This is a genomic window from Brevibacterium ammoniilyticum, assembly GCF_038429965.1.
GTDB lineage: Bacteria > Actinomycetota > Actinomycetes > Actinomycetales > Brevibacteriaceae > Brevibacterium > Brevibacterium ammoniilyticum.
Window position 1 is genome coordinate 1 of sequence record NZ_BAABNP010000025.1, and the last position, 22,200, is coordinate 22,200.

General features: G+C 62.4%; 16 protein-coding genes. 8 read left to right on the top strand and 8 right to left on the bottom strand.

Annotated features, from left to right (window positions below):
* Positions 1–240 precede the first annotated feature (240 nt).
* From argH to argC, 7 genes are all read right to left on the bottom strand, one after another.
* Entirely contained in the window at positions 241–1,662 is a 1,422-nt protein-coding gene (gene argH / locus AAHA49_RS17280; protein ID WP_167560356.1) for an argininosuccinate lyase, read from the bottom strand.
* 403 nt (positions 1,663–2,065) lie between these two features.
* The gene (locus AAHA49_RS17285; protein WP_167560358.1) at positions 2,066–2,599 is read right to left on the bottom strand and encodes an arginine repressor; all 534 of its coding nucleotides are present in this window, start codon (positions 2,597–2,599) and stop codon (positions 2,066–2,068) included.
* Positions 2,596–3,519 (bottom strand): ornithine carbamoyltransferase, encoded by a 924-nt coding sequence (gene argF / locus AAHA49_RS17290; protein WP_342039121.1) that lies wholly within the window; start codon positions 3,517–3,519, stop codon positions 2,596–2,598. Before argF ends, AAHA49_RS17285 begins: the two co-directional genes overlap by 4 nt.
* Before the next feature lie 11 nt (positions 3,520–3,530).
* The gene (locus tag AAHA49_RS17295) at positions 3,531–4,730 is read right to left on the bottom strand and encodes an acetylornithine transaminase (protein ID WP_342039122.1); all 1,200 of its coding nucleotides are present in this window, start codon (positions 4,728–4,730) and stop codon (positions 3,531–3,533) included.
* Positions 4,723–5,727: an acetylglutamate kinase gene (argB, locus tag AAHA49_RS17300; RefSeq protein ID WP_342039123.1), complete on the bottom strand. Its 1,005-nt coding sequence runs from the start codon at positions 5,725–5,727 to the stop codon at positions 4,723–4,725. Before argB ends, AAHA49_RS17295 begins: the two co-directional genes overlap by 8 nt.
* Entirely contained in the window at positions 5,724–6,899 is a 1,176-nt protein-coding gene (gene argJ, locus AAHA49_RS17305) for a bifunctional glutamate N-acetyltransferase/amino-acid acetyltransferase ArgJ (RefSeq protein ID WP_342039124.1), read from the bottom strand. Before argJ ends, argB begins: the two co-directional genes overlap by 4 nt.
* Positions 6,896–8,005, bottom strand: a complete 1,110-nt coding sequence (gene argC, locus AAHA49_RS17310) for an N-acetyl-gamma-glutamyl-phosphate reductase (RefSeq protein ID WP_342039125.1) — start codon at positions 8,003–8,005, stop codon at positions 6,896–6,898. The genes argJ and argC overlap by 4 nt, the downstream gene beginning before the upstream one ends.
* Before the next feature lie 44 nt (positions 8,006–8,049).
* Between argC and AAHA49_RS17315 the strand changes: the two genes are divergently transcribed.
* From AAHA49_RS17315 to AAHA49_RS17345, 7 genes are all read left to right on the top strand, one after another.
* Entirely contained in the window at positions 8,050–9,024 is a 975-nt protein-coding gene (locus AAHA49_RS17315; protein ID WP_342039126.1) for a quinone oxidoreductase family protein, read from the top strand.
* Positions 9,025–9,179: 155 nt separating this feature from the next.
* Entirely contained in the window at positions 9,180–9,371 is a 192-nt protein-coding gene (locus tag AAHA49_RS17320) for a DNA-binding protein (RefSeq protein WP_342039127.1), read from the top strand.
* Between the two features lie 4 nt (positions 9,372–9,375).
* Positions 9,376–12,666 (top strand): helicase-related protein, encoded by a 3,291-nt coding sequence (locus AAHA49_RS17325; protein ID WP_342039128.1) that lies wholly within the window; start codon positions 9,376–9,378, stop codon positions 12,664–12,666.
* Positions 12,659–13,324 carry a DUF4391 domain-containing protein gene (locus tag AAHA49_RS17330; protein WP_342039129.1) on the top strand — a complete coding sequence of 222 codons (666 nt, stop codon included), beginning with the start codon at positions 12,659–12,661 and terminating at the stop codon, positions 13,322–13,324. Before AAHA49_RS17325 ends, AAHA49_RS17330 begins: the two co-directional genes overlap by 8 nt.
* Before the next feature lie 18 nt (positions 13,325–13,342).
* Positions 13,343–15,256 carry a site-specific DNA-methyltransferase gene (locus AAHA49_RS17335; protein ID WP_342039130.1) on the top strand — a complete coding sequence of 638 codons (1,914 nt, stop codon included), beginning with the start codon at positions 13,343–13,345 and terminating at the stop codon, positions 15,254–15,256.
* An 8-nt stretch (positions 15,257–15,264) separates the two neighbouring features.
* Positions 15,265–17,025: a hypothetical protein gene (locus AAHA49_RS17340; protein ID WP_342039131.1), complete on the top strand. Its 1,761-nt coding sequence runs from the start codon at positions 15,265–15,267 to the stop codon at positions 17,023–17,025.
* A 43-nt stretch (positions 17,026–17,068) separates the two neighbouring features.
* Entirely contained in the window at positions 17,069–20,146 is a 3,078-nt protein-coding gene (locus AAHA49_RS17345) for a type III restriction-modification system endonuclease (RefSeq protein ID WP_342039132.1), read from the top strand.
* A gap of 60 nt (positions 20,147–20,206) precedes the next feature.
* Here AAHA49_RS17345 and AAHA49_RS17350 read toward each other — a convergent pair whose 3' ends face one another.
* A complete protein-coding gene (locus tag AAHA49_RS17350) occupies positions 20,207–20,377 on the bottom strand; it encodes a hypothetical protein (RefSeq protein WP_342039133.1) in 171 nt (56 codons plus the stop codon).
* Between the two features lie 107 nt (positions 20,378–20,484).
* On the opposite strand from AAHA49_RS17350, the gene AAHA49_RS17355 reads away from it, so the two are divergent.
* Positions 20,485–22,050 carry an SIR2 family protein gene (locus AAHA49_RS17355; RefSeq protein ID WP_342039134.1) on the top strand — a complete coding sequence of 522 codons (1,566 nt, stop codon included), beginning with the start codon at positions 20,485–20,487 and terminating at the stop codon, positions 22,048–22,050.
* Positions 22,051–22,200 lie beyond the last annotated feature (150 nt).

The window sequence follows — 22,200 nt, forward strand, 5'->3', positions numbered from 1 at the left end:
CAACCTCACCCACTACATCGCCCGATCTCTACTCGAGGCCGGCGGATTCAGACCCCGACTACACCCTCAACTGCGATGAGCCACTAATCCACAGCCCCTCTCGACTCATTCGAAGAATTCGATCACTTAATTCGGAGCTTCCGCGACACAGTCGCAGAACAGCGTGCGCATCCGGGAAAATAACGAAATCGCCTCACTCGGATGCTCAAAAATGCAAGGGTGGGAACCTACTTCGGGTCCTCACACGCTCCGCGGCGATTCCGCGAACTCGCGCAGGCGGGCCACCTCGGCGCGGGCGTTCTCCACCTGCACGGCCACGGCCGAGCGCGCGGTCCCACCCTTCGCATCCCGTGAGTCGATCGAGCCGAGCGTCGTGAGCACTTCGCGCACCTCAGGGGTGAGGTGTTCAGAGATTCCGGCGTAGTCCTCATCGGTGAGATCCCACAGCTCGACGTCGCGGGACTCGGCGAGCTGAACCGCCGCTCCCGAGAGCTCGTGGGCGACACGGAAGGGCACACCTCGGCGGACGAGCCACTCGGCGATGTCGGTGGCGAGCGCAAACCCGCGCGGGGCGAGATACGCCATGCGCTCGGTGTCGAAGGTCAGCGTCGCGATCATCCCGGTGAACGCGGGCAGGAGGAGTTCGAGGGTGCCGGTCGCGTCGAAGACCGGCTCCTTGTCCTCCTGCAGGTCACGGTTGTAGGCCAGCGGCAGCGCCTTGAGGGTCGCGAGCAATCCGGTGAGATCGCCGATGAGGCGACCGGCCTTGCCGCGGGTGAGCTCGGCGACGTCGGGGTTCTTCTTCTGCGGCATGATCGACGACCCGGTCGAGTACGCGTCGTGAAGCGTGACGAACGAGAACTCCTTCGTCGCCCACGCGATGACCTCCTCGCTCAGGCGCGAGAGGTCGATGCCGATCATCGCGGTGATGAAGAGGTATTCGGCGAACACGTCACGCGAGGCGGTGCCGTCGATCGAGTTCTCCACCGAGTCGGCGAACCCGAGGTCGGCAGCCACGGCCTGCGGGTCGAGCCCGAGCGACGACCCGGCGAGCGCACCCGACCCGTACGCGGAGACCCCGGCACGGTCGTCGAAGTCGGCGAGCCGTTCGACATCGCGCAGCAGCGGCCACGCATGGGCGAGGAGATGATGGGCGAGCAGCACCGGCTGCGCATGCTGGAGGTGGGTGCGCCCGGGCATCGGCGCCTCAGGGTGCTCCTCAGCCTGCGCGATGAGGACATCGACGGCGTCGAGGACAAGCCCGGCGATCTCACGGGCGTGATCGCGCAGGTACATCCGTCCCATCGTCGCGATCTGGTCGTTGCGTGAGCGTCCGGCCCGCAGCTTCCCGCCGAGTTCAGGCCCTGCGATCTCGATGAGCCCCCGCTCGAGCGAGGAGTGGACGTCTTCGTCGGATTCGGCGGCAACGTACTCCCCCGCCTCGACCCGGCGACCGAGTTCATCGAGTGCTGCGAGCATCCCCGCGAGCTCATCGTCGGTGAGCAGACCCGCCCGGTTGAGGACCGAGGCGTGCGCCTTCGACCCGGCGATGTCGTAGTGGGCCAGGCGCCAGTCGAAGTCGGTCGACTTGCTCAGCGCGGCCAGCGCATCGGCCGGCCCATCGGAGAAGCGTCCGCCCCACAGGCTCAGTCGTTCACTCACTTCTCGTCCTTTCGTGCCGTCTCCCGGCCGTTCGTCCGCATCCCACCTGGGATCGGTCATCGTCAGTCATTGTCTCATCGCCGCCGAGGCGGTGCTTGGCGCGTTCGCCCGCTCGTTCCACGCGGGGTAGGGATTCCGCGTCGCGGGCGACGCGGATTTCCGGTGCCGCGTGGATCGACGCAGAGTTCGCGTGGATCGAGGCCCGCTCTGCGAACCAGGCGTGGCTCACCGCGCTCCGGACACCTCGCCGCTCGTTCCACGCGGGGCCCGGATTCCGCGTCGCGGGCGACGCGGATTTCCGGCGCCGCGTTGATCGGGCCAAGGTACGCGTGGATCGACGCAGAGTTCGCGTGGATCGGCGCCCTCTGTCGCCCGTCATCCGCGCCACAACCACGCCGCCCCCTCACCCGTCCCCGACCCCACCGGCGGCCAATTCGAGGAACGTCTCGGCGAGCGCCTGCCCGCCGACCGCGGCATCGGCGATGACGAGGACGGTGTCGTCGCCGGCGATCGTGCCGAAGATCCCCGACATCGACGACCGGTCGATCGCGGAGGCGAGATACTGCGCGGCCCCCGGCGGTGTGCGCAGCACGACCATCGAGTCCTGCGCGGCTGCGGAGACGAGCAGCTCCTCGAGCAGCCGCGGCAGCTTCGCATCGAGGCTGTCCCCCGTCGACTGCTGAAGGCTGCGATCGCCGCCCTCACCGGGGACGGCGTACACGGATCCCGAGGTCGACCGGATCTTCACGGCCCCCACCTCGGCGAGGTCGCGCGACAGCGTCGCCTGGGTGACGGAGATCCCGAGCGTCGCGAGCTCATCGGCGAGCTCGATCTGCGAGTGCACGGACCGGCGGGTAATGAGGTCGATGATCTTCTGCTGCCGGGCCGTCTTCGTCAGCGGCGCAGCGCCGGGGTGAGGAACGCTGTTCTCGCTCATCGCGATTCCAGGAGGAACGTCAGCAGGGCCTTCTGCGCGTGGAGGCGGTTCTCGGCTTCGTCGAAGACCGCCGAGGCGGGGCCGTCGATGACCTCGGCCGTGACCTCTTTGCCCCGGTAGGCGGGCAGGCAGTGGAGGAACATCGCGTCGTTGCCTGAGTTCATGAGCTCCTGCGTCACCTGGTACTTGACGAACGGGGACGCGTCATCGTCGCGGCCGGCTGCGTCCTGACCCATCGACACCCACGTGTCGGTGATGAGGACGTCGGCACCGAAGGCGGCCGCCACCGGGTCGTCGGTGACCGTGAGCGATCCGCCGGTCGTCGCGGCCAGGGCGTTCGCCTCGGCGACGATCGCCTCGTCGGGCTGGTGCTCGGCGGGGGCGGCGATGCGCACGTGCATGCCGGCGTTGACGCCGCCGAGCGCGTACGAGTTCGCCATGTTGTTCGCCCCGTCGCCGAAGTAGCTCATCGTCAGCCCCGCCAGTTTCCCGCGGTGTTCGCGGATCGTGAGCAGGTCGGCCAGGATCTGGCACGGGTGGAAGTCGTCGGAGAGTGCATTGATGACCGGCACGGTCGAATGCGCGGCCATCTCCTCAAGCCCCGCCTGGGAGTAGGTGCGCCAGATAATCGCCGAGACCATCCGTGCCATGACCTGGGCGGTGTCGGCGATGGACTCCTTGTGCCCGAGCTGCGCCTCACCGGGGTTGATGATGAGCGGCTGCCCGCCGAGGGCCGCGATGCCGGCGGCGAAGGAGACGCGGGTGCGGGTCGAGGTCTTGTCGAAGATCACCGCGGCCGTCTGCGGTCCCGCGAGCGGGGTCCGCGAGTAGGGGTCGGCTTTGAGCTCGGCGGCGAGGTCGAGGACCTCGGCGAGTTCGGTGGGGCTGAGGTCGGTGTCCTTGAGGAAATGGCGGGTCATCGTGGTCCTAGTCAGTCGTGTGTGAGGAGGTCGGGCAGGGCGGTGAGGAACGGGGCGATCTCCTCGTGCGTGATGTTGAGCGGCGGGGCGAGGCGCAGGCGTTCGGGGGTGACCGGGTTGACGATGAATCCCGCCTCGAGCGCCCGGGCGGCGACGGCCTTCGCATCGGGACTGTCCCCGGCCAGTTCGACTCCGAGGAGGAGTCCCTGCCCGGTGACCCCGGCGACGCCGGGAACGCTCGCGAGTTCAGTGCTCAGCTGTTCGCCGAGGCGTCCCGCATGATCGAGCAGTCCCTCGGTTTCGATCGTGGTGAGGACGGCGAGCGCGGCGGCGCACGCGATGGGGTTGCCGCCGAAGGTCGTCCCGTGCTGACCGGCCGAGAGCAGGCCGGTGTTTTCGGTGCCGACGGTGATCGTCGCCCCGATCGGCATGCCGCCGCCGAGGCCCTTCGCCGAGGTGATGATGTCGGGGACGACGCCTTCGCCGATCGAGGGATCCTGGTGGGCGAACCAGTTCCCCGTCCGCCCGATGCCCGACTGCACTTCGTCGAGGATGAGCAGGGCCCCGGCCGCCGAGGTGAGCTCGCGGGCCGCACGCAGGTATCCGGCGGGGTGGGTGCGGACGCCGACCTCGCCTTGGATGGGTTCGATGAACACGGCCGCGGTCGTGTCGTTGATCGCCGCGGCGAGCGCGTCGACGTCACCAAAGGGCACGTGGACGACGCCGGGCACACCGGGGGCGAAGGGCTCACGGTAGGCGGCCTTCGCGGTGAGCGACAGGGCGCCCATCGTCCGGCCGTGGAAGGCGCCGTCGACGGCGATGATGATCGGGCGTCCCCCACCGCCAGCGCGGCGGGCCATCTTCAGGGCGGCTTCGTTCGCCTCGGCGCCAGAGTTCGAGAGGAACACGGCGGAGCCTTCGGGCAAGTCGAGGATCTCGTGGATCTTCTCAGCTAGGGCGATCTGCGGGGGCGAGGTGAAGAAGTTCGAGATGTGGCCCAGCGTCGCGGCCTGCTCGGACACGGCCTTCACCCATGCGGGGTGGCAGTGGCCGAGGGCGTTGACCGCGATCCCGGCGAGCAGGTCGAGGTACTGCTTCCCATCGGCATCCCAGACGTAGGAGCCACGACCGCGGACGATGTCGAGCTGGGGTGTCCCGAAGACGGGTGAGAGGACGCGGGAGAAGTCATCGCGCCAGGTCGTCTCACTCATCGCTCGCCTCCGCATACTCGTCGGTCTCGTCGGCGTGCCCCCGGTGCCCATCGCCGAGAGGGGCGGGTTCGACGACCGTGTCCTCGACCATCGTCCCGATGCCCTCGGACGTGAACACCTCGAGGAGCAGCGAATGCGCCATCCGGCCGTCGATGATGTGGGCCTGCTGCACACCGTGTTCGATCGCTTCGAGGGCCGCGGTCATCTTCGGGATCATCCCCGCGTCAAGGCTCGGCAGCAGGGCGCGCAAACGGTCGGGTCCGATGCGGGAGATGAGCGAGGACGTGTCGGGCCAGTTCGCGTAGAGGCCGGGGACGTCGGTGAGCATGATGAGCTTCTGTGCCTTGAGTGCCTTCGCGACGGCGGAGGCGGCGAGGTCGGCGTTGATGTTGAGCGGTTTGCCGGCCTGCCCGCCGATCTCCGCGGCGATCGAGCAGATGACGGGCACCCGGCCGGCGTCGAGGAGTTCGGTGAGGACGGTGGTGTTGACCTCGGCGATCTCGCCCACCCGGCCGAGGTCGACGGTCTGTCCGTCCACCTCGGCGACGGTCTTGTGGGCGAGCAGGAGGTCGGCGTCCTCACCGGAGAGCCCGATCGCGGCGTTGCCGTTCATGTTGATGCGGGAGACGATGTCGCGGTTGACCTGGCCGGCGAGGACCATGCGGATGACCTCGGCGGCTTCCTCGCTCGTCACCCGCTGTCCGGCTTTGAATTCGGATTCGATGCCGAGCTTGGCGAGCATCGCGGAGATCTGCGGTCCCCCGCCGTGGACGACGACGGGGCGGATGCCGGCGAAGCGGAGGAACGCGATGTCGTCGGCGAACGACTGCTGGAGTTCCGGGGAGATCATCGCGTTGCCGCCGTATTTGATGACGATCGTGGCCCCGGCGAAGGTCTTGATCCACGGCAGCGCCTCGGTCAGGGCTTCGGCCTTGACCTGGGCGGCGGCGAGGCGGGCGGCGGTGGATTTCGTGGAGAAGTCGGGCTGAGTGCTCATGTGGAGTAGGCGCTGTTCTCTTCGACGTAATCGTGGGTGAGGTCCGAGGTCCAGACGGTGGCCGTCGCGTCCCCGGCGTGGAGGTCGATGACGACGTCGACCTCGCGTCCGAAGACCACCTCGGCGGGGTCCGCGAACGGACCGGAGGCCCGGCACACCTCGACGCCGTTAATGGTGACGTCGATGGTCGTGGGGTCGAACTCCGCCGAGGTGGTCCCCACCTGGGCGACGACGCGACCCCAGTTGGGGTCCTCCCCGAAGATCGCGGCCTTGAAGAGGTTCGACCGGCCCACGGACCGGGAGACGGTGAGCGCGTCGTCCTCCGAGGCGGCGCCGCGGGTGGTGATGGCGATGTCATGGTGGGCGCCTTCGGCGTCGATGTGGAGTTGGCGCATGAGGTCGTGGCAGAGCCCGCCGAGGAGGTCCCCGAATTCGCCCTCGTCGACCGTCGTGTCCGCAGCTCCCGAGCTCATAAGGATGACGGTGTCGTTCGTCGACATGCACCCGTCGGTGTCGAGGCGGTCGAAGGTGGTGCGGGTGGCTGCGCGCAGGGCTGCGTCGAGGACGGCCGGGTCGAGGGGGGCGTCGGTGGTGATGACGACGAGCATCGTCGCCAGTCCCGGGGCGAGCATGCCCGCACCTTTGGCCATGCCGCCGATCGTGTAACCGGTGCCCTCAGCTGTTGCGGTCTTCGCGACGGTGTCGGTGGTCATGATCGCCTCGGCGGCGTTCGCTCCCCCGGTGACGGAGTCGTCGGCTGCGGCGACGAGCTCGGGCAGGTGGTCGAGGATCCCTGCCCGGAACTCCTCACCGCCGACGCCGATGAGACCGGTCGAGCAGATGAGGACCTCGTCGGCCTGAGTGGGGATGCCGGAGTCGGTGAGGAGGGTCGCGGTGTTCTCGGCGGTGAGTTGGGTGGTCGCGAATCCGTAGTCGCCGGTGTAGCAGTTCGCGCCTCCGGAGTTGAGGACGACGGCGCGGGCGTGGCCGGTGGCGGAGACCTGCTTCGACCAGATGACGGGGTTGGCTTGGCACCGGTTCGACGTGTAGACGGCAGCGACGGCGGTGCTGGGCCCTTGGTTGACGACGAGGGCGAGGTCTTTCTTGCCGCTGGGTTTGAGGCCGGCGGTGAGTCCGGCGGCTGTGAAGCCGAGGGGGGCGGTCACGCTCATGGGGCGACTCCTTCGAGCGGCAGGGCGGTGGTCTCGTCGAGACCGAGGGCGAGATGGATGGATTGGAGGGCTTGGCCGGCGGTGCCGCGGACGAGGTTGTCGAGTGCCACGACGACGAGGATCTTCTCTGCACGGGCGTCGAAGGTGGCTTGGATCTGGGCGACGTTCGATCCGGTCGTCGCCGAGGTGCGCGGCCATTGGCCCTCGGGGAGGACTCGGACGAAGGGTTCGTCGGCGTAGGTCTCGGTGAGTGCTGCGGTCAGGGCCGGCGTGAGGGCCGCACCGTCGATACTGCCGTCGGCTGTACGTGGTGCGTTCTCCCCCGGGTCGGCGGTCAGCGTTGCGAGGATGCCTCGCGACGTGGGGACGAGAGTCGGGGTGAAGGAGATGCGGACGGGACCGTCGGCAGGGTCGGCGCCGAGGACGCCGTTGAGGTTCTGTTCGATCTCGGGGACGTGGCGGTGGGTGCCGCCGGTGCCGTAGGGAGAGGCGTCGCCGAGGATCTCGGCGGCGATGAGGTGGGGTTTCAGCGACTTGCCTGCCCCGGAGACGCCGTTCGCGAGAACCGCATTCAGTCCCTTCGGTGAGATGAGGCCCGCGGCGAGCAACGGTGCGAGGCCGAGGGTCACAGCAGTGACGTTGCACCCGGGCACGGCGATGCGGGTGGTCTCGCTCAGCTGCGTGCGCTGCTTCGTCCCGTCGGCCAGCAGGAGTTCGGGCAGGCCGTAGGTCCATGTGCCCTGGTGGGGTGAGCCGTAGAAGGCCTCCCACGCTGCGGGACTGATGAGCCGGTGGTCGGCGGCAAGGTCTACGATCAGGGTATCGGGGCTGGTCTCGGCCAGTTCCCGGGCGATCGCCCCGGACTTGCCGTGGGGCAGGGCGAGGATGACGACATCGTGGCCGGCGAGCACCTCGGCGGTGGAATCGGCGATGACGAAGTCCGCGTACCGGGGAAGGTGGGGCTGGTGCCTGCCGAGCTTCTCGCCCACGCTGGAGTGACCGCACACGGTGGTGACGGTGAGGTGGGGGTGGGTGCTCAGCAGTCGGAGGACCTCTCCCCCGGCATAGCCGGTGGCGCCGGAGACGGCGACCGTCAGATCGTTCATATGAATAACCATACAGCATCATTAAATTATATGCAGGAGGCGTGATGACCCAGGCGGTTCGAGCAATGCAGGCCGGTGGCCCCGAGGTGCTGGAGTTTTCGGAGGTCGAGACGCCGAGGCCGGGGCCGGGTGAGGTGCTCGTCGACGTCGAGGCGGCGGGCGTGAACTTCATCGATACGTATCGGCGCTCGGGGGTCTATCCGATGGATTATCCGCATGTCGTCGGGGTCGAGGGTACGGGACATATCGCCGAGGTGGGTGAGGGTGTCGAGAGTTACCAGGTCGGTGATCGGGTGGCGTGGCATGAGGGTCCGGGGTCGTATGCGACGCAGGTCGTCGTGGCGACGGACAACCTCCTCACCGTTCCTGAGGGTGTGAGCGCCGAGGTGGCTGCGGCGATGCCGTTGCAGGGGCTCACCGCGCAGTATCTGGCGACGACCTCGCATGCGATCAAGCCGGGTGATACGGCGCTCGTCCATGCAGGGGCGGGTGGTGTCGGGCTTGTGCTCACGCAGATCATCAAGCATTTGGGCGGCAATGTCATCTCGACGGTCAGCACCGAGGAGAAGGCGGAGCTTGCTCGTCAGGCCGGTGCCGATGAGGTGTTCCTCTACGGGCCGGACGTCGATGTGGCAGCGACCGTGCGGTCGCTCACCGACGGCGAGGGTGTCGAGGTCGCCTATGACGGTGTCGGCAAGGACACGTTCGATGCGTCGTTGGCCTCAATCAAGCCGTTGGGGTCGATGGTGCTCTTCGGCGGGGCGTCGGGTCAGGTCCCGCCGTTCGACATTCAGCGGCTGAACTCTTCGGGTGGGATCTTCCTTTCGCGGCCGTCGCTCGTGTGGATGGTCGCGACTCCCGAGGCGCTGGCGAAGCGGTGGGCGATGGTCTCGAGCGGCGTCGAGAAGGGCTGGCTCGACTTCCGCATCGGTGAAACGTTCCCGTTGGCCGAGGCCGCTGAAGCGCACCGTGCGCTCGAGGGGCGGAAGACGACGGGGAAGGTTGTGCTGAGGGCATAGGGTCTGGAGTCAACTCAGCCTTTGTGAGTCCTGCGCGAAAGCCCTCGGGCGCACCTCGTTTGACCACGCTCGACTAAACTCGCTCCAAACAATGCCTCTGCCGGTATTATCGGGGAGGCTGGCCTACCTGGGCCACAGACTAAAGGAGGATCAAGGTGGCTGACTCGTGGCTAACCGCGGATGGCATCGCCGGCGGCTTCGGGTCAACCGTGTACACCTGGAGCGCCGAGAAGGCCGTTCCTGACCGCAAGTTCGGCCGCCTCTGGAGGATTCAAGCCAGCGAGATCGACGAATGCGAGCGCCGAGGTGGCGTATATTGCTCCAGCCGCGACGAGGATGCCGAGTAGTCGCGTGCAGATCATCAATAATGTCAGCGACCTTCTGGGCGACGATCTCAAGGCTGAGATCGCGCCAGGGTCGAAGTTGCGCATCGCGGCGTCGACGTTCTCGATCTTCGCGTTCGAGGCGCTCCGAAATGAACTGGAGAAGGTCTCCGAACTGGAGTTCATCTTCACTTCGCCGTCATTCGTGGCTGAGGAGGTCACGGACAAGCTCCGCAAAGAGCGCCGGGAGTTCTTCATCCACGATGGCCATGCCGAGTCGAGCCTCGCCGGATCCGATTTCGAGATCAGATTGCGCAATAAGCTCACCCAGCGAGCGATCGCCCGCGAGTGCGCAGACTGGGTCCGCCGCAAAGTTACCTTCCGCTCGAACGCCGCCGGAAACCCGATGCAGCAGTTTGCGGTGGTCGATGACAAGACCGCCTATACCCAGCTCCAAGGGTTCACCACCGCCGATATCGGCTACGAGCGAGGCAACGCTGTCTCAAGCTTCGTGAACCGAATTGATCAAGCCCCTATGACCGAGCAGTACATGCAGTTGTTCGACCAGATTTGGAGCAACCCAGAGCAGGTCAGTGATGTCACTCAGGCAGTGCATGACCACCTAACGAGCGTGTATACCGAGAACTCTCCGGCACGCATCTACTTCCTGATCCTCTACAACCTGTTCGCAGAGTTCCTCGACGACATCAACGAGGACGTGCTGCCGAACGACCGCACCGGCTATCAAGAGACGCAGGTGTGGCAGAGCCTCTACAACTTCCAGCGCGACGCAGCGACCGGCATCATCAACAAATTGGAGACGTACAACGGCTGTATTCTTGCCGACTCCGTGGGCCTGGGCAAGACCTTCACCGCACTCGCCGTCATCAAGTACTACGAATTGCGTAACAAGTCTGTGCTGGTGCTGTGCCCGAAGAAGCTCGCGGAGAACTGGACGAACTACAACGCCAACCTCACGACCAACATCTTTGCCTCCGACCGATTCAACTACGACGTGCTCGCGCACACGGACCTTTCTCGCACAAAGGGAGAGTCGCTAGGCCTGCGACTGGATCGGATCAACTGGGGGAACTACGACCTCGTCGTGATCGACGAGTCCCATAACTTCCGCAACGCCGATTACGCCGAGGAGAAGGAGTCACGCTACCAGCGCCTCATGCGCCAGGTCATCCGCGAGGGTGTGAAGACTAAAGTGTTGATGCTTTCCGCCACCCCGGTGAACAACAAGTTCAACGACCTCAAGAACCAGCTCCAGCTCGCCTACGAGGGCGAATCCGAAAACCTCGCCAAACATCTAAGCCTGTCTACCACGGTCGAAAATGTCTTCTCCAACGCACAGCGAGTATTCAACGAGTGGTCCAAGTTCGACACCGAGCACCGCACCACCGACCGCATCCTCCAGATGCTCGACTTGGACTTCTTTGAACTGCTCGACTCGGTCACCATCGCCCGTTCTCGCAAGCATATCCAGGCCTTCTACGACACCACTGAGATCGGTGCCTTCCCGCAACGTCGCCAACCTCTGTCCATCCGCGAGCCGCTTACTGACCTCCCCGACGTACCCGGCTTCAACGACATCTTCGAGCAGCTCCAAGCCCTGTCGCTCGCCGTGTACACCCCGCTCGCCTATGTGTTCCCGAGCCGGCGAACCAAGTACGAAGACCTGTACAACGTCACCGCCGGGAGTGCCCGGTCCAACCTCGGGCAAGCCGGTCGTGAACAGGGTTTGAAAAAGCTCATGACGGTGAACCTGCTTAAGCGGCTGGAGAGTTCGGTCGACGCCTTCCGCCTCACTCTGGCGAAGATCGAAGACTCAGTCACCCACACGCTCGGGCGAATCAGCAACCATGCGGGCAATCTAGCCGGCCTGAACCCAGACCTCACGGAGCTGGACTTCGATGTCGACGACGAAGACGACGCCAATATTGAGGCGCTCTCCTTCGGCGAGAAAATCAAGATCGACCTCGGCGACCTCGACATCGAATCCTGGCAACGTGACCTATGGCACGACCGCGAGACCTTGCGGGAACTCCTCGACGAAATGCGCAAGGTCGCCCCCGGGCACGATCTCAAGCTCCGCAAACTCAAGAAGCTCATCGAGGACAAGGCTCAGTACCCGATCAACGACGGCAATCGCAAAGTACTCGTGTTTTCCGCCTTTGCTGACACCGCGGACTACCTCTACCGAGAACTTGCGCCCACCCTCGCATCCGCCGGTCTGGAAACGGCCGTGATTACTGGCGGCACCCACGGAGCGAAGACAACCCTCGGAACGGGCTTCGACTTCCAGCAAGTCATGTCGCTGTTCTCGCCACGCTCCAAGCAACGCCATCTCACGATGCCACACGAGACCCGCGAGCTAGACGTGCTCATCGGCACCGACGTGATCAGCGAGGGCCAGAACCTCCAGGACTGCGACTACCTGATCAACTATGACATTCACTGGAACCCCGTGCGAATCGTCCAGCGATTCGGGCGCATCGACCGCATCGGTTCCACCAACAGCCAGATTCAGCTCGTGAACTTCTGGCCTGACATCTCTCTCGACGAATACATCAACCTCAAAGAACGCGTCGAGAATCGCATGGTCATCGCTGATCTTGCCAGCACCGCCGATGACAACGTCCTCTCCCTCGAAGACTCTGACGTCGCTTTCCGCAAGGAGCAGCTTCGAAAGCTCCAAGATGAGGTCATCGATCTCGAGGATGTCCGGACTGGAGTCTCGATCATCGATCTCGGTCTAAACGACTTCCGCATGGACCTACTTGGCTACATGAAGGAACACGGCGACCTCGAGACCGCGCCGCGCGGCCTCCACGCTGTGATCCCCGCAGACCCCAGCAATGGGTTGCGACCCGGCGTCATCTTCGCCCTCCGAAAACTCACCTCAGACGAGGCTGCGTTCTCCGGTAAGGAGGGCAGCCGTGGCAACCGGCTCCATCCGCACTACCTCGTGTACCTCGACGACCAGGGCGAGGTCATCGCGAACCAAACCGAAGCCAAACACCTCCTTGACCTGCTTCGTGCCGGTTGCCGACCTTACGAGGAGCCGGTCTCTAATGTCGTCGGCTTGTTCAACGCGGCGACCGGCGAGGGCGCCCAGATGGGCAAGTACTCGGCGCTGCTTACCGACGCGATCCACTCCATCATCGATGTCACCGAAGAACGCGACATCGACAGTCTCTTCACCGTCGGCAGCACCACTGCCCTCACTCAGACCATCGCCGGACTCGATGACTTCGAGCTGACCGCGTTCATCGCCGTCGTAGACCCCGTCCAAGGCGGCAACGATGACTGACATCCTCTACCGCTGGCCAGAAGCAGCAAAGTTCGGCCGACGAGTGCCCAAAGAGAAGTTCTACGAGCACGGCACCGTCATTACCGCAGTGCGCGAGAAGTTCATTAACGAAGTCCAACGCATCACCTGGGCATACAAACTCGCTGAGGCCACGATCAATCTGCCCGGCGCGGCGACGGTGCCGGAGATACAGGTCTTCACGATCGACGCCAAGAGCGACGACGTCAGCGAGGTTGTCCTGGGAGCCATCGACAAGGCCATCCCGTTCCCGATCATCTTCGAAATCACCCGCCCCCGTGCCGAGCAACACGAGGCTCGCACGGTCGCGGCGCACAAGCAGCTCGGGGCCGGGGTGCCCAAGCTCAGCGCGTACTACTCTACCGGTTGGCAGCCAGACGACACGAGTCGGCAGGCCATACCGACGGCGATCACGCTGCCCGCGCTCTACGCAGCACTCCTGCAGCCGCTTACGCGGATCACGGCACGACCTGGCGAGGAAATGTCAGACGTCGCCGACAGACTGGCCGCAGTGCGCAAGCTCGAGCGCGAGGTCGCGTCTTTGGAGCGCAAGCTTCGAACGGAGCCACAGTTCAACCGCAAGGTAGAACTCCGCCGCACCCTCAAGGCCAAGCAAGATGAACTGGAGCAGCAAAGGTAACTCGTGGAAAGAATACGAATGACATCACCCGACTTCACCGTCCGCAATATAGAGCGCCTCGCCGATCTCTTTCCGCAAGTCATCACCGAATCGAAAAACGCAGAGGGCGAAGTGACCCTCGCCGTTGACTTCGACCTGCTGCGCCAAGAACTCAGTGACCACGTCGTCGAGGGGCCGCAGGAGCGGTACAGGCTCGATTGGCCCGGCAAACGTGCCGCTGCATTCGCCGCAAATGCCCCGATTGCGAAGACGCTTCGTCCGGTACACGAGGAGTCGGTAAACTTTGACACCACTAAGAATCTCTTCATCGAAGGTGACAATCTCAATGCACTCAAGCTGCTCCAGGAGTCGTACCTGGGCAAGGTGAAGCTGATTTATATCGATCCGCCCTACAACACCGGCAACGACTTCGTCTACAACGACAACTTCGCGGAAACCTCATCCGAGTACTTAGCGCGTTCAAGTCAAGTCACCCCCTCCGGGGAACGCTTAACTGCGAATACTGAGTCAAACGGGCGGTTCCACTCTAACTGGCTGAGCATGATGTACTCACGACTCAAGCTCGCGCGAACACTCCTTTCAGATGACGGCGTCATCGCAATTAGCATCGACGATAAAGAGGCTGCGAGGCTCGGCCAGATGCTCGATGAGCTGTTCGGCAATGACGGTCGAGTAGCACAGGTCGTCGTGCAAGCCAACAAGGGCGGTCGTGACTACCTGCCACTCGCGCAGACCCATGAATACCTCGTGATCTACGGTCGCACGGATGGCGCCGGCATCTACGACCTCCCGAGAGACACCTCAGCTCTGCCACTGGTAGACGAGACCGGCCCATATGAGGCACGTGAGCTAAGGAATCGAAACCCGAAGTTCCACCGCGGCAACCGGCCCAACCTGTTCTACAGCTTCTATATCAATCCAGACCTGACAGATGAGCATGGGTACTCGGCAGTCTCTCTCGAACCGCGCTCAGGTTATGGGATTGAGACCGTACCTCGGAACAGCCAGGGTGAGGAAAGTTGCTGGCGCTGGGGAAGAGACAGAGCCAGCGACGCTATCCAGGTCGGTGACCCTCGCAAGTCACAACTGGTTGCTCGACAAGTCCGCACTGGATCATGGAACGTATACGAGAAGCACCGACCAACCACGCAGAAAGCAAAGACAATCTGGGATGAGACGGAAGTTCGTACGGAGGCTGGAACACGCGAGGTGCGCGCTATGTTCGGTGCTCCAGTCTTCGATCATCCGAAGCCGCTGGACCTTCTGAAGAAGCTGATTTCCATTTCGACGGTACCCGAATCAATCGTGATGGACTTTTTCGCGGGGTCCGGTTCCACGGCTCATGCAGTGATGGAGTTGAACCATTTGGATGGGGGGCGACGACAGTTCATATCCGTTCAGCTCGACGAAGCCTGCGAGACTGGCTCAGTCGCCGCCCAGCACGGTTTTCGAACGATCGCCGACATCGGCCGCGAGCGTCTCCGAAAGGCGGGGGATGCTCTGGGGGTTCTTCGCGAAGGTGAGGATGTAGGCTTCCGGTCGTTGCGTGTTGATAACAGCAACAAGTCTGACGTGCTCAGAGCTGCGGATGACATTGAGCAGCGCGAGCTAAGTTCCTTGGAGCCGAGCATATTGGCCGGTCGTTCAGGCGATGACCTCTTGTTTCAGGTACTTCTTGACTGGGGACTTGAGCTGACTCTGGCAATAGTGCGCGAGGATGTCGACGGTCACGAGGTCTTCTCGGTCGAAGATGATGCGCTGATCGCTTGCTTCGCTGAGTCCGTGACTCCGGCAGTTGTCCGCCAGATTGCTGAGCGAGGTCCGCTCCGAACGGTATTCCGCGACGATGCCTTCGAGTCTGATGCTGCGCGCATCAACGCCGAGCAGGTGTTTCGCGAGATTTCGCCCGCGACTGAGGTACGGACAATCTGAGGAACGACATGCCCCTGAAGGACGGTGAACTCATCGGACTTGTCAACCGGTTGCGGGCCGGTTGGGAGAACGAGGTTGTCGAGCTAAAAAAGGCTGAGTGCGAGAACTTGGAGGACAAGACGACCGGTACGCACGTCTTTGCGCTGAGCAACGAGGGAAACTTGAATGGGTACAGGTTTGAGTGGCTCACGTTCAGAGTCGCGGACGCTAGGCATGTCGTCGGCACAACACATCTCTTCGATATAACGCTGCTCCAAGAGTTGAAGTCTCACCTCCATCAGTGGATCGGTCAGTGGCTGACTGACCATGAAGCCGACGAAATCATGCACGTGGGTAAGTGCGAGTTACCTATAAAAGTGCCAGCGGCACGCCGCGGCGTCCCGATCTCGCGGGATGACCACTATCGCGCTAGCACAAGCAAAAGGTTAGTGCCTCTCTCGTTTGATGAGATTCGGCGACGAACTATCAGTAAAGATCGGTCGGCTGAACCCATTCCGAACGCCACGCTAGGCAACCTCGCTCCGGCGGCATCGGTCCTCGCACGTCTGTGGTTCACCGAACGTTACATGTCTCTTATCCCACCCAGCAACATCAATGCATGGGACGACGTGACGTTCTTGTCCATGGCGCGGTTGACCCGTGATGGCCTGGTCACGCTGACCGCGTTCCTACTAGCCGGTGTCGAAACATCGAAAATTCAGTTGACCTCGTACCTCGCGCAAACGACGTGGCAGCTCATTGGCGAGCGGCGGGCGAACAGACACTTCCAGCTCCCGCTCTTGTTGAGCACCACGGCGCTTACGAAGCGAATCCGTATCGTGCAGCTTCGGCCCCTGCCGCTTGACAAGCTGGTCTATAGGGAGATCAGCAAGTACGACGAGCGCGGCCCGCTCGAGGTGCTCTACAACTGCATCGCGCACCGGGGCTACACACGGAGCTCTCGGATCATCGTCACTGATCATGCCGACCTCATTATCTTCGAGAGTGTAGGCGAGTTCTTTGACGATGGACCCGCCAGCGATGCCCTCAGCGAGCTTACCCCGTGGCAACACCGCAAATTGTTCCTCGTCGAGGCGATGACCGAACAGAACCGCTTCGACCAGATGGGTTATGGAATCTATCGCTGGACGCAAGACCCTGTTCTTCGGTTCTTTCCGCTTTCCAACTACCGTCTCAGCAACACCCGCGAGATGAAGCTCAAAAGCCCTGGTGCTGTGATCGATGAGTCTGACTCCCAACTGCTCATAGTCCGCTCCGATCATCCCCTCGAATACGTCCTCGCGCTGGATCAAGTGCAGGGGGGAACCTCCATCAGCGAGAAGACTGTCCGCCACCTGCGAAGTGACGGCTCAATCGACGGTCGCAGACTTTTCCACCGGATCACTCGCTACATAATCGCAGCGACCGGCGCGACAGCCGACAACATTAGCTACCGACCCCATGCCGACACGCAGTACACACCCCGGCTGACTGGATTGCGCCGCCTTCAAAGACACGCTGACCACAGAGACTGGCGAGCCCTGCTCTCGGCGGGACACTCTCAGCAGCAGAAGGCATCCAAGCTTACGAACCTCCTAACGAAGATGCGACGAGACGGCATTATCGACAACGGCGGCACCCGCACAACGCTATGGTGCGAGCCTTCTTGCGCGCGAGACGAAGGCTCACAGTTCGCGCCACCTCGCAAGAGGGATGACGATGTCAGAAGTATTTCTATACTTACGGGATCAAAGCGAACACGCGCATCTCCTCCGCTCGTATCCTTCTAGCAGCGACGACGAAAAGCACCGATTTTAGAAAGATAGATACTCGATGAAGCTCCAATTCAAGGTTCAGCAGTACCAGACCGATGCTGTCGATGCTGTAGTCGAGACCTTCGCCGGGCAACCGAAATACGACGGAATCTCCTACCGGATTGACCCAGGCAAGGTCCGCCCCGCGACGGCTCTGGCCCTGTTCGAGGCTGAGGAGCGCCCAGACGCCGGTCTGCGCAACGCTGAGATCGTCCTGTCGGGAGCGCAACTGCTGGAGAATGTAAACGCGGTTCAGCGCTCACGGAACCTCCCACTGTCTGCCGAACTCGCTTCCAGCGCTGCAGCTCCAGGCGCACCGAACCTTGACGTGGAGATGGAGACCGGCACGGGCAAAACCTACGTTTACATCAAGACAATCATGGAGCTCCAAAAGCGGTACGGCTGGTCAAAGTACATAATCGTGGTGCCGTCGGTTGCGATCCGCGAGGGGGTGAAAAAGTCGTTCGACGTAACTGCCGAGCACTTCCAGCAGCTCTACGGCACCAAGCCGCGCTCGTTCATCTACAACTCCTCCCAGCTGCACGAGTTGGAGCGGTTCAGTTCGGATGCCGGGGTGCAGGTCATGATCATCAACATCCAGGCGTTCAACGCCACGGGCAAGGACAACCGCCGCATCTACGACGAGCTGGATGATTTCCAGTCCCGCCGTCCGATCGATGTCATCAGCGCAAACCGCCCGATCGTGATCATCGACGAGCCTCAGAAGATCGGAGCACCCAAGTCACTGGAAGCGCTGTCACGGTTCAACGCGTTGATGCTACTTAGATACTCCGCCACTCACAAGGTCAACCACACAAAAGTGCACCGCCTCGACGCGTTGGATGCCTATAACCAAATGCTCGTGAAGAAGATCGCGGTGCGGGGCATCACTGTGAAAGGACTCGCCGGATCGACAGCTTACCTGTACCTGGACGCTATCGAGATCACGAAGAGTGCTCAACCGCGCGCGCGGGTCGAGATCGAAGTACAGACTGCTTCCGGCATCAAACGACAGGTCAAACGACTCTACAAGCGCGACAACCTCCACGATATCTCCAATGGGATCGAGGCATACAAAGGGCTCTTCATCACCGAAGTTGACGCCAACCGCGATGTGATCGAGCTGAGCAACGGCGATGTCATCTTGGCCGGGCAGCTTGCCGACCGAGATGTCACCGAAGAGACCAAGCGCCGGATCCAGATACGCGAGGTCGTCCGCGCGCATCTGGACAAGGAGCGGGAGCTGTTTAGCCAAGGCATCAAGGTACTCTCGCTGTACTTCATCGATGAGGTCGCGAAGTACCGGGACTACAACCGCGAGGATACCCTCGGCGACTACGCGCGCATGTTCGAGGAGGAATACGCCGCGATCCGTGACGAAGTGCTGGGCGAACTTGCCATCGACACGGCGACAGAAGAGTACCAGGCCTACTTGCGTCGTGACGACGTGCGCCAGGTACACGAGGGCTACTTCTCCATCGACAAGAAGACTAAGCACCAAGTCGACGGCAAGGTCTCCGGCCGAGGCGACGACAAGGGCCAGTCCACCGACACTGACGCCTACGATCTGATCCTCAAAGACAAGGAACGCCTGCTGTCCTTCGCCGAACCCGTCCGGTTCATCTTCTCGCACTCCGCACTGCGCGAAGGCTGGGACAACCCCAACGTGTTCGTCATGGGCATGCTCAAAAAGAGCGACAACAACGTTTCCCGTCGCCAGGAAATTGGACGCGGCTTGCGGCTGGCTGTTGACCAGCACGGGGAGCGGACGGACAACCCCGTCACGGTGCACAACATCAACGAGTTGACTGTCGTCACTGACGAGTCCTATACCGACTTCGTGACGGGCCTTCAACGCGAAATCTCCGAAACGCTCGCCGCCCGGCCGCGCAAGGCCAGCGTCAAGTTCTTTGTCGGCAAGACCATCCAGACTCCCTCGGGCGAGTCGGTCATCGAGGAGGTCGTGGCCCAAGCGCTCTACAAGTACCTGGTCAAGAACGACTATGTAAACGACGACGATACAATCTCCGACAGCTACAAACTGGACAAGGAAAACGGAACACTCGCCGCTCCTACCTCTGAGGTGCTCAAACCGGTAATCGACTTCGTGTGGCCGCTGATCGACGTGCTTAACCTTGACCTGCCGGTGCCTATTGACGATCGTAAGCCGAAGAAGATTCCGCTGAACGAGGCCAACTTCGCGCGCAAGGAGTTCCAAGCCTTGTGGGGCAGAATCAACCACCGCGCCGTCTACCAGGTTGAGTTTGACTCCGACGAATTGATCCGCAAGGCAATCGTTCACCTAGACAAACACCTCAACGTCGCTGCGCTGCAATACGTTGTACAAGCCGGCCAACAGCGCGAACAGTTGGAGTCGGACGACCTGACCAACGGCGCCGGCTTCGCAATGCAGACCACGCATACGCACACCGAAACCGTCAGCGCGGGCTCGCAGGTGAAGTACGACCTACTGGGTGAGATCACTGAGAAGACCCAACTCACCCGTCGCACGGTCGCTGCGATACTCAGCGGCGTCACAACGGAAACGTTCGCCAAGTTCCGCGTCAACCCCGAACAGTTCATCACCGAGGCTGCCCGCCTCATCAACGAGCAGAAGGCTACGGTCATCGTCGAGCACCTCGCCTACGACGCACTCGAAGATCGATTTGACTCAGCGATCTTCACCGAGAACCAGACCGCCCAAGACTTCTCGAAGGCAGGATCGAAGCTCAAAAAGCACGTCTACGACTACGTGGTCACCGACTCCAAGATCGAGCGGGAGTTCGTCACCGAACTCGACACAAGCCACGAGGTCGCTGTCTATGCGAAGCTCCCGCGAGGCTTCTTCATCCCCACGCCCGTCGGCGATTACAACCCCGATTGGGCTATCGCGTTCACCGAGGGCAGCGTCAAGCACGTCTACTTCGTAGCCGAGACCAAGGGCTCGCTGTCCACACTGCAACTCAAGGGCGTTGAGGACGCCAAGATCGAGTGTGCCCGCAAGTTCTTCGCCTCCCTCAGTAAGGAGAATGGCGATGACGTCACTTACGACGTGGTGACCGACTATACCGAGTTAATGCAGCTCGTCACGGCGTAGAACATCGTTCTCCTACGCCAAGTGTCGGTTACGGTTTCAGAGTTCGCGGAGTTCGGTGGATTAGTCCGCCGTATGTCCGGGTTTGTTGCAGGCGTCGTTCTCGGCTTGATGGATCCATTTAGTCAGGACGCCGTTGTCCTTAGCGATCTGGACGATCCTGGAGCCCTTCTCACCGGTCAAAGCGACGCGGATGACGTTGTTAAGGAACTCCTTCGGGTAAGGGATTGGCATGTTGTGTATCCTTCCAGGCTTGCGTGTGAACAAGCCAGATCAGATGCCACTAAACCGTAAGCAGTCCGCACCAAGCAACCGGCGCTGCGTGTGTAGATAATGGCTTCATGACGCAATCTGGGTTCGACGACTACGCCACAACGCACCCCACTCCCCACGTCTTCGTCACCAGGGGCGATCTCACCCATGTCGCCTGCGACGCCTGGATGGTGTCAACAGACCGGACCCTCAACGTCCTCCCTCACTGGACCAGAGGCAATGACGCACTCCGGCGCGCGATCGCAGATTTCGATGATCGGCGCTTCCACGACGGGAAGGTCCATGCGTCGGCGCCACCGTCCTGGACCGCACACACTCCCCTGCCGATCTTCACAGCCGTTCCGATCTTCGGCTTCACCGAGACCGCAGAGTTCGTCGGCATCATCGATGACTTCGCAAGAGTGGCCGTTGAAGCGCTGGATACGCTTGAGGTGACGACGAAACGCCCTCTCCCATTGCTTGCCATGCCGATCATCGGCTCGGGCGGAGGTGGCGGTGCTGGAGTCATCGGGGACCTCATCCGAACCGTGATCGAGGCTGCCGAACTGGCCGCACACCGCCACGGCGTCGACATTGTCATTGTGGTTCGCGATGCCTCGCAGATCGGTCTCGCGCAACGAATTCGACGGGCTGACCGACAGGAGCGCTGGTCGGAGCTCAGCCCTGCAGTTCGCTCTGCAGCCGAAGAGCTCGCTCACGACTGCCTCGCCGGCAACGTCGTACCATTCCTCGGTGCGGGGATCAGTATGTCTGCTGGCGCCCCGTCATGGGACAGTCTTGTGGCTGAGCTTTCTTCAGCGGTCACTGGGCAACTGAATGATGACGAGAAGACTAGCCTCTCGAAGAAGAACGTGCTCGATCAGGCCGAGATCCTCAAAAATCTCTACGACAGTCCCGAGTCATTCAATGCGGCCGTCGCAGAACTCGTGAACAGGCAATCGTACGGACTTGCTCCGACGCTCATCGCCAATCTCCCCCTCGAGCAGGCGATCACGCTCAACTACGATGAGCTCTTCGAGATCGCCAGCAATGACGCAGGGCAACCGTGCGCCGTCATACCCGGAGACGAAGCACCCGATGCCCACCGTTGGCTGCTGAAGATGCATGGCAATGTCGCAGACGAATCGACGATCGTGCTCACCCGCACCGACTACCTCGGCTTCGACGCCAACCGGAACGTCCTCGCGGCCCTCGTCAAAGCCAGCCTCGTCACGAAACGCCTCGTGTTCATCGGATTCGGCCTCGGAGATGACCACTTCCATCAAATCCTCCACGACGTTCGACAGATGTCACCGGAGTCCATCGCACGACGAGCCCTGGCATTGACACTCAGCGACGACTCGTTGGAACGCAAAGCGTGGAAGAACAAGATCACACTCCAGCCGATGACCCCAGAAGGCACCGATATCGCGATGGCTGGCCGGGTGCTTGAGATCTTTCTCGACTACCTGCTCATGCTCTCGACCGACAGTCGCGAATACCTCTTGGACCCTGCGTACGCTTCACAACTCACACCGTCCGAGCGTCGTCTCAAAGACATCATCTCGCAATTGCATGCTTTGAGAGACGACGCGGATGACCCGTCGATCGACGCAGCTGTTGAAGCCATTCGCGGATTCGGCCAGTCGGGCTGAGAAGCTCGAGCAGATCTCACCGGTGGCGATAGAGTTGGGCCGGCTTCCCCACCGTGCCGTGCTCCAAACCTGTGTTGGGTCAAATGCGTTAGTGCCTTGATCAGTGGAGTTTCAACGTCTCGAGGAGCTTCGACTCAACCTCCCCGAGAG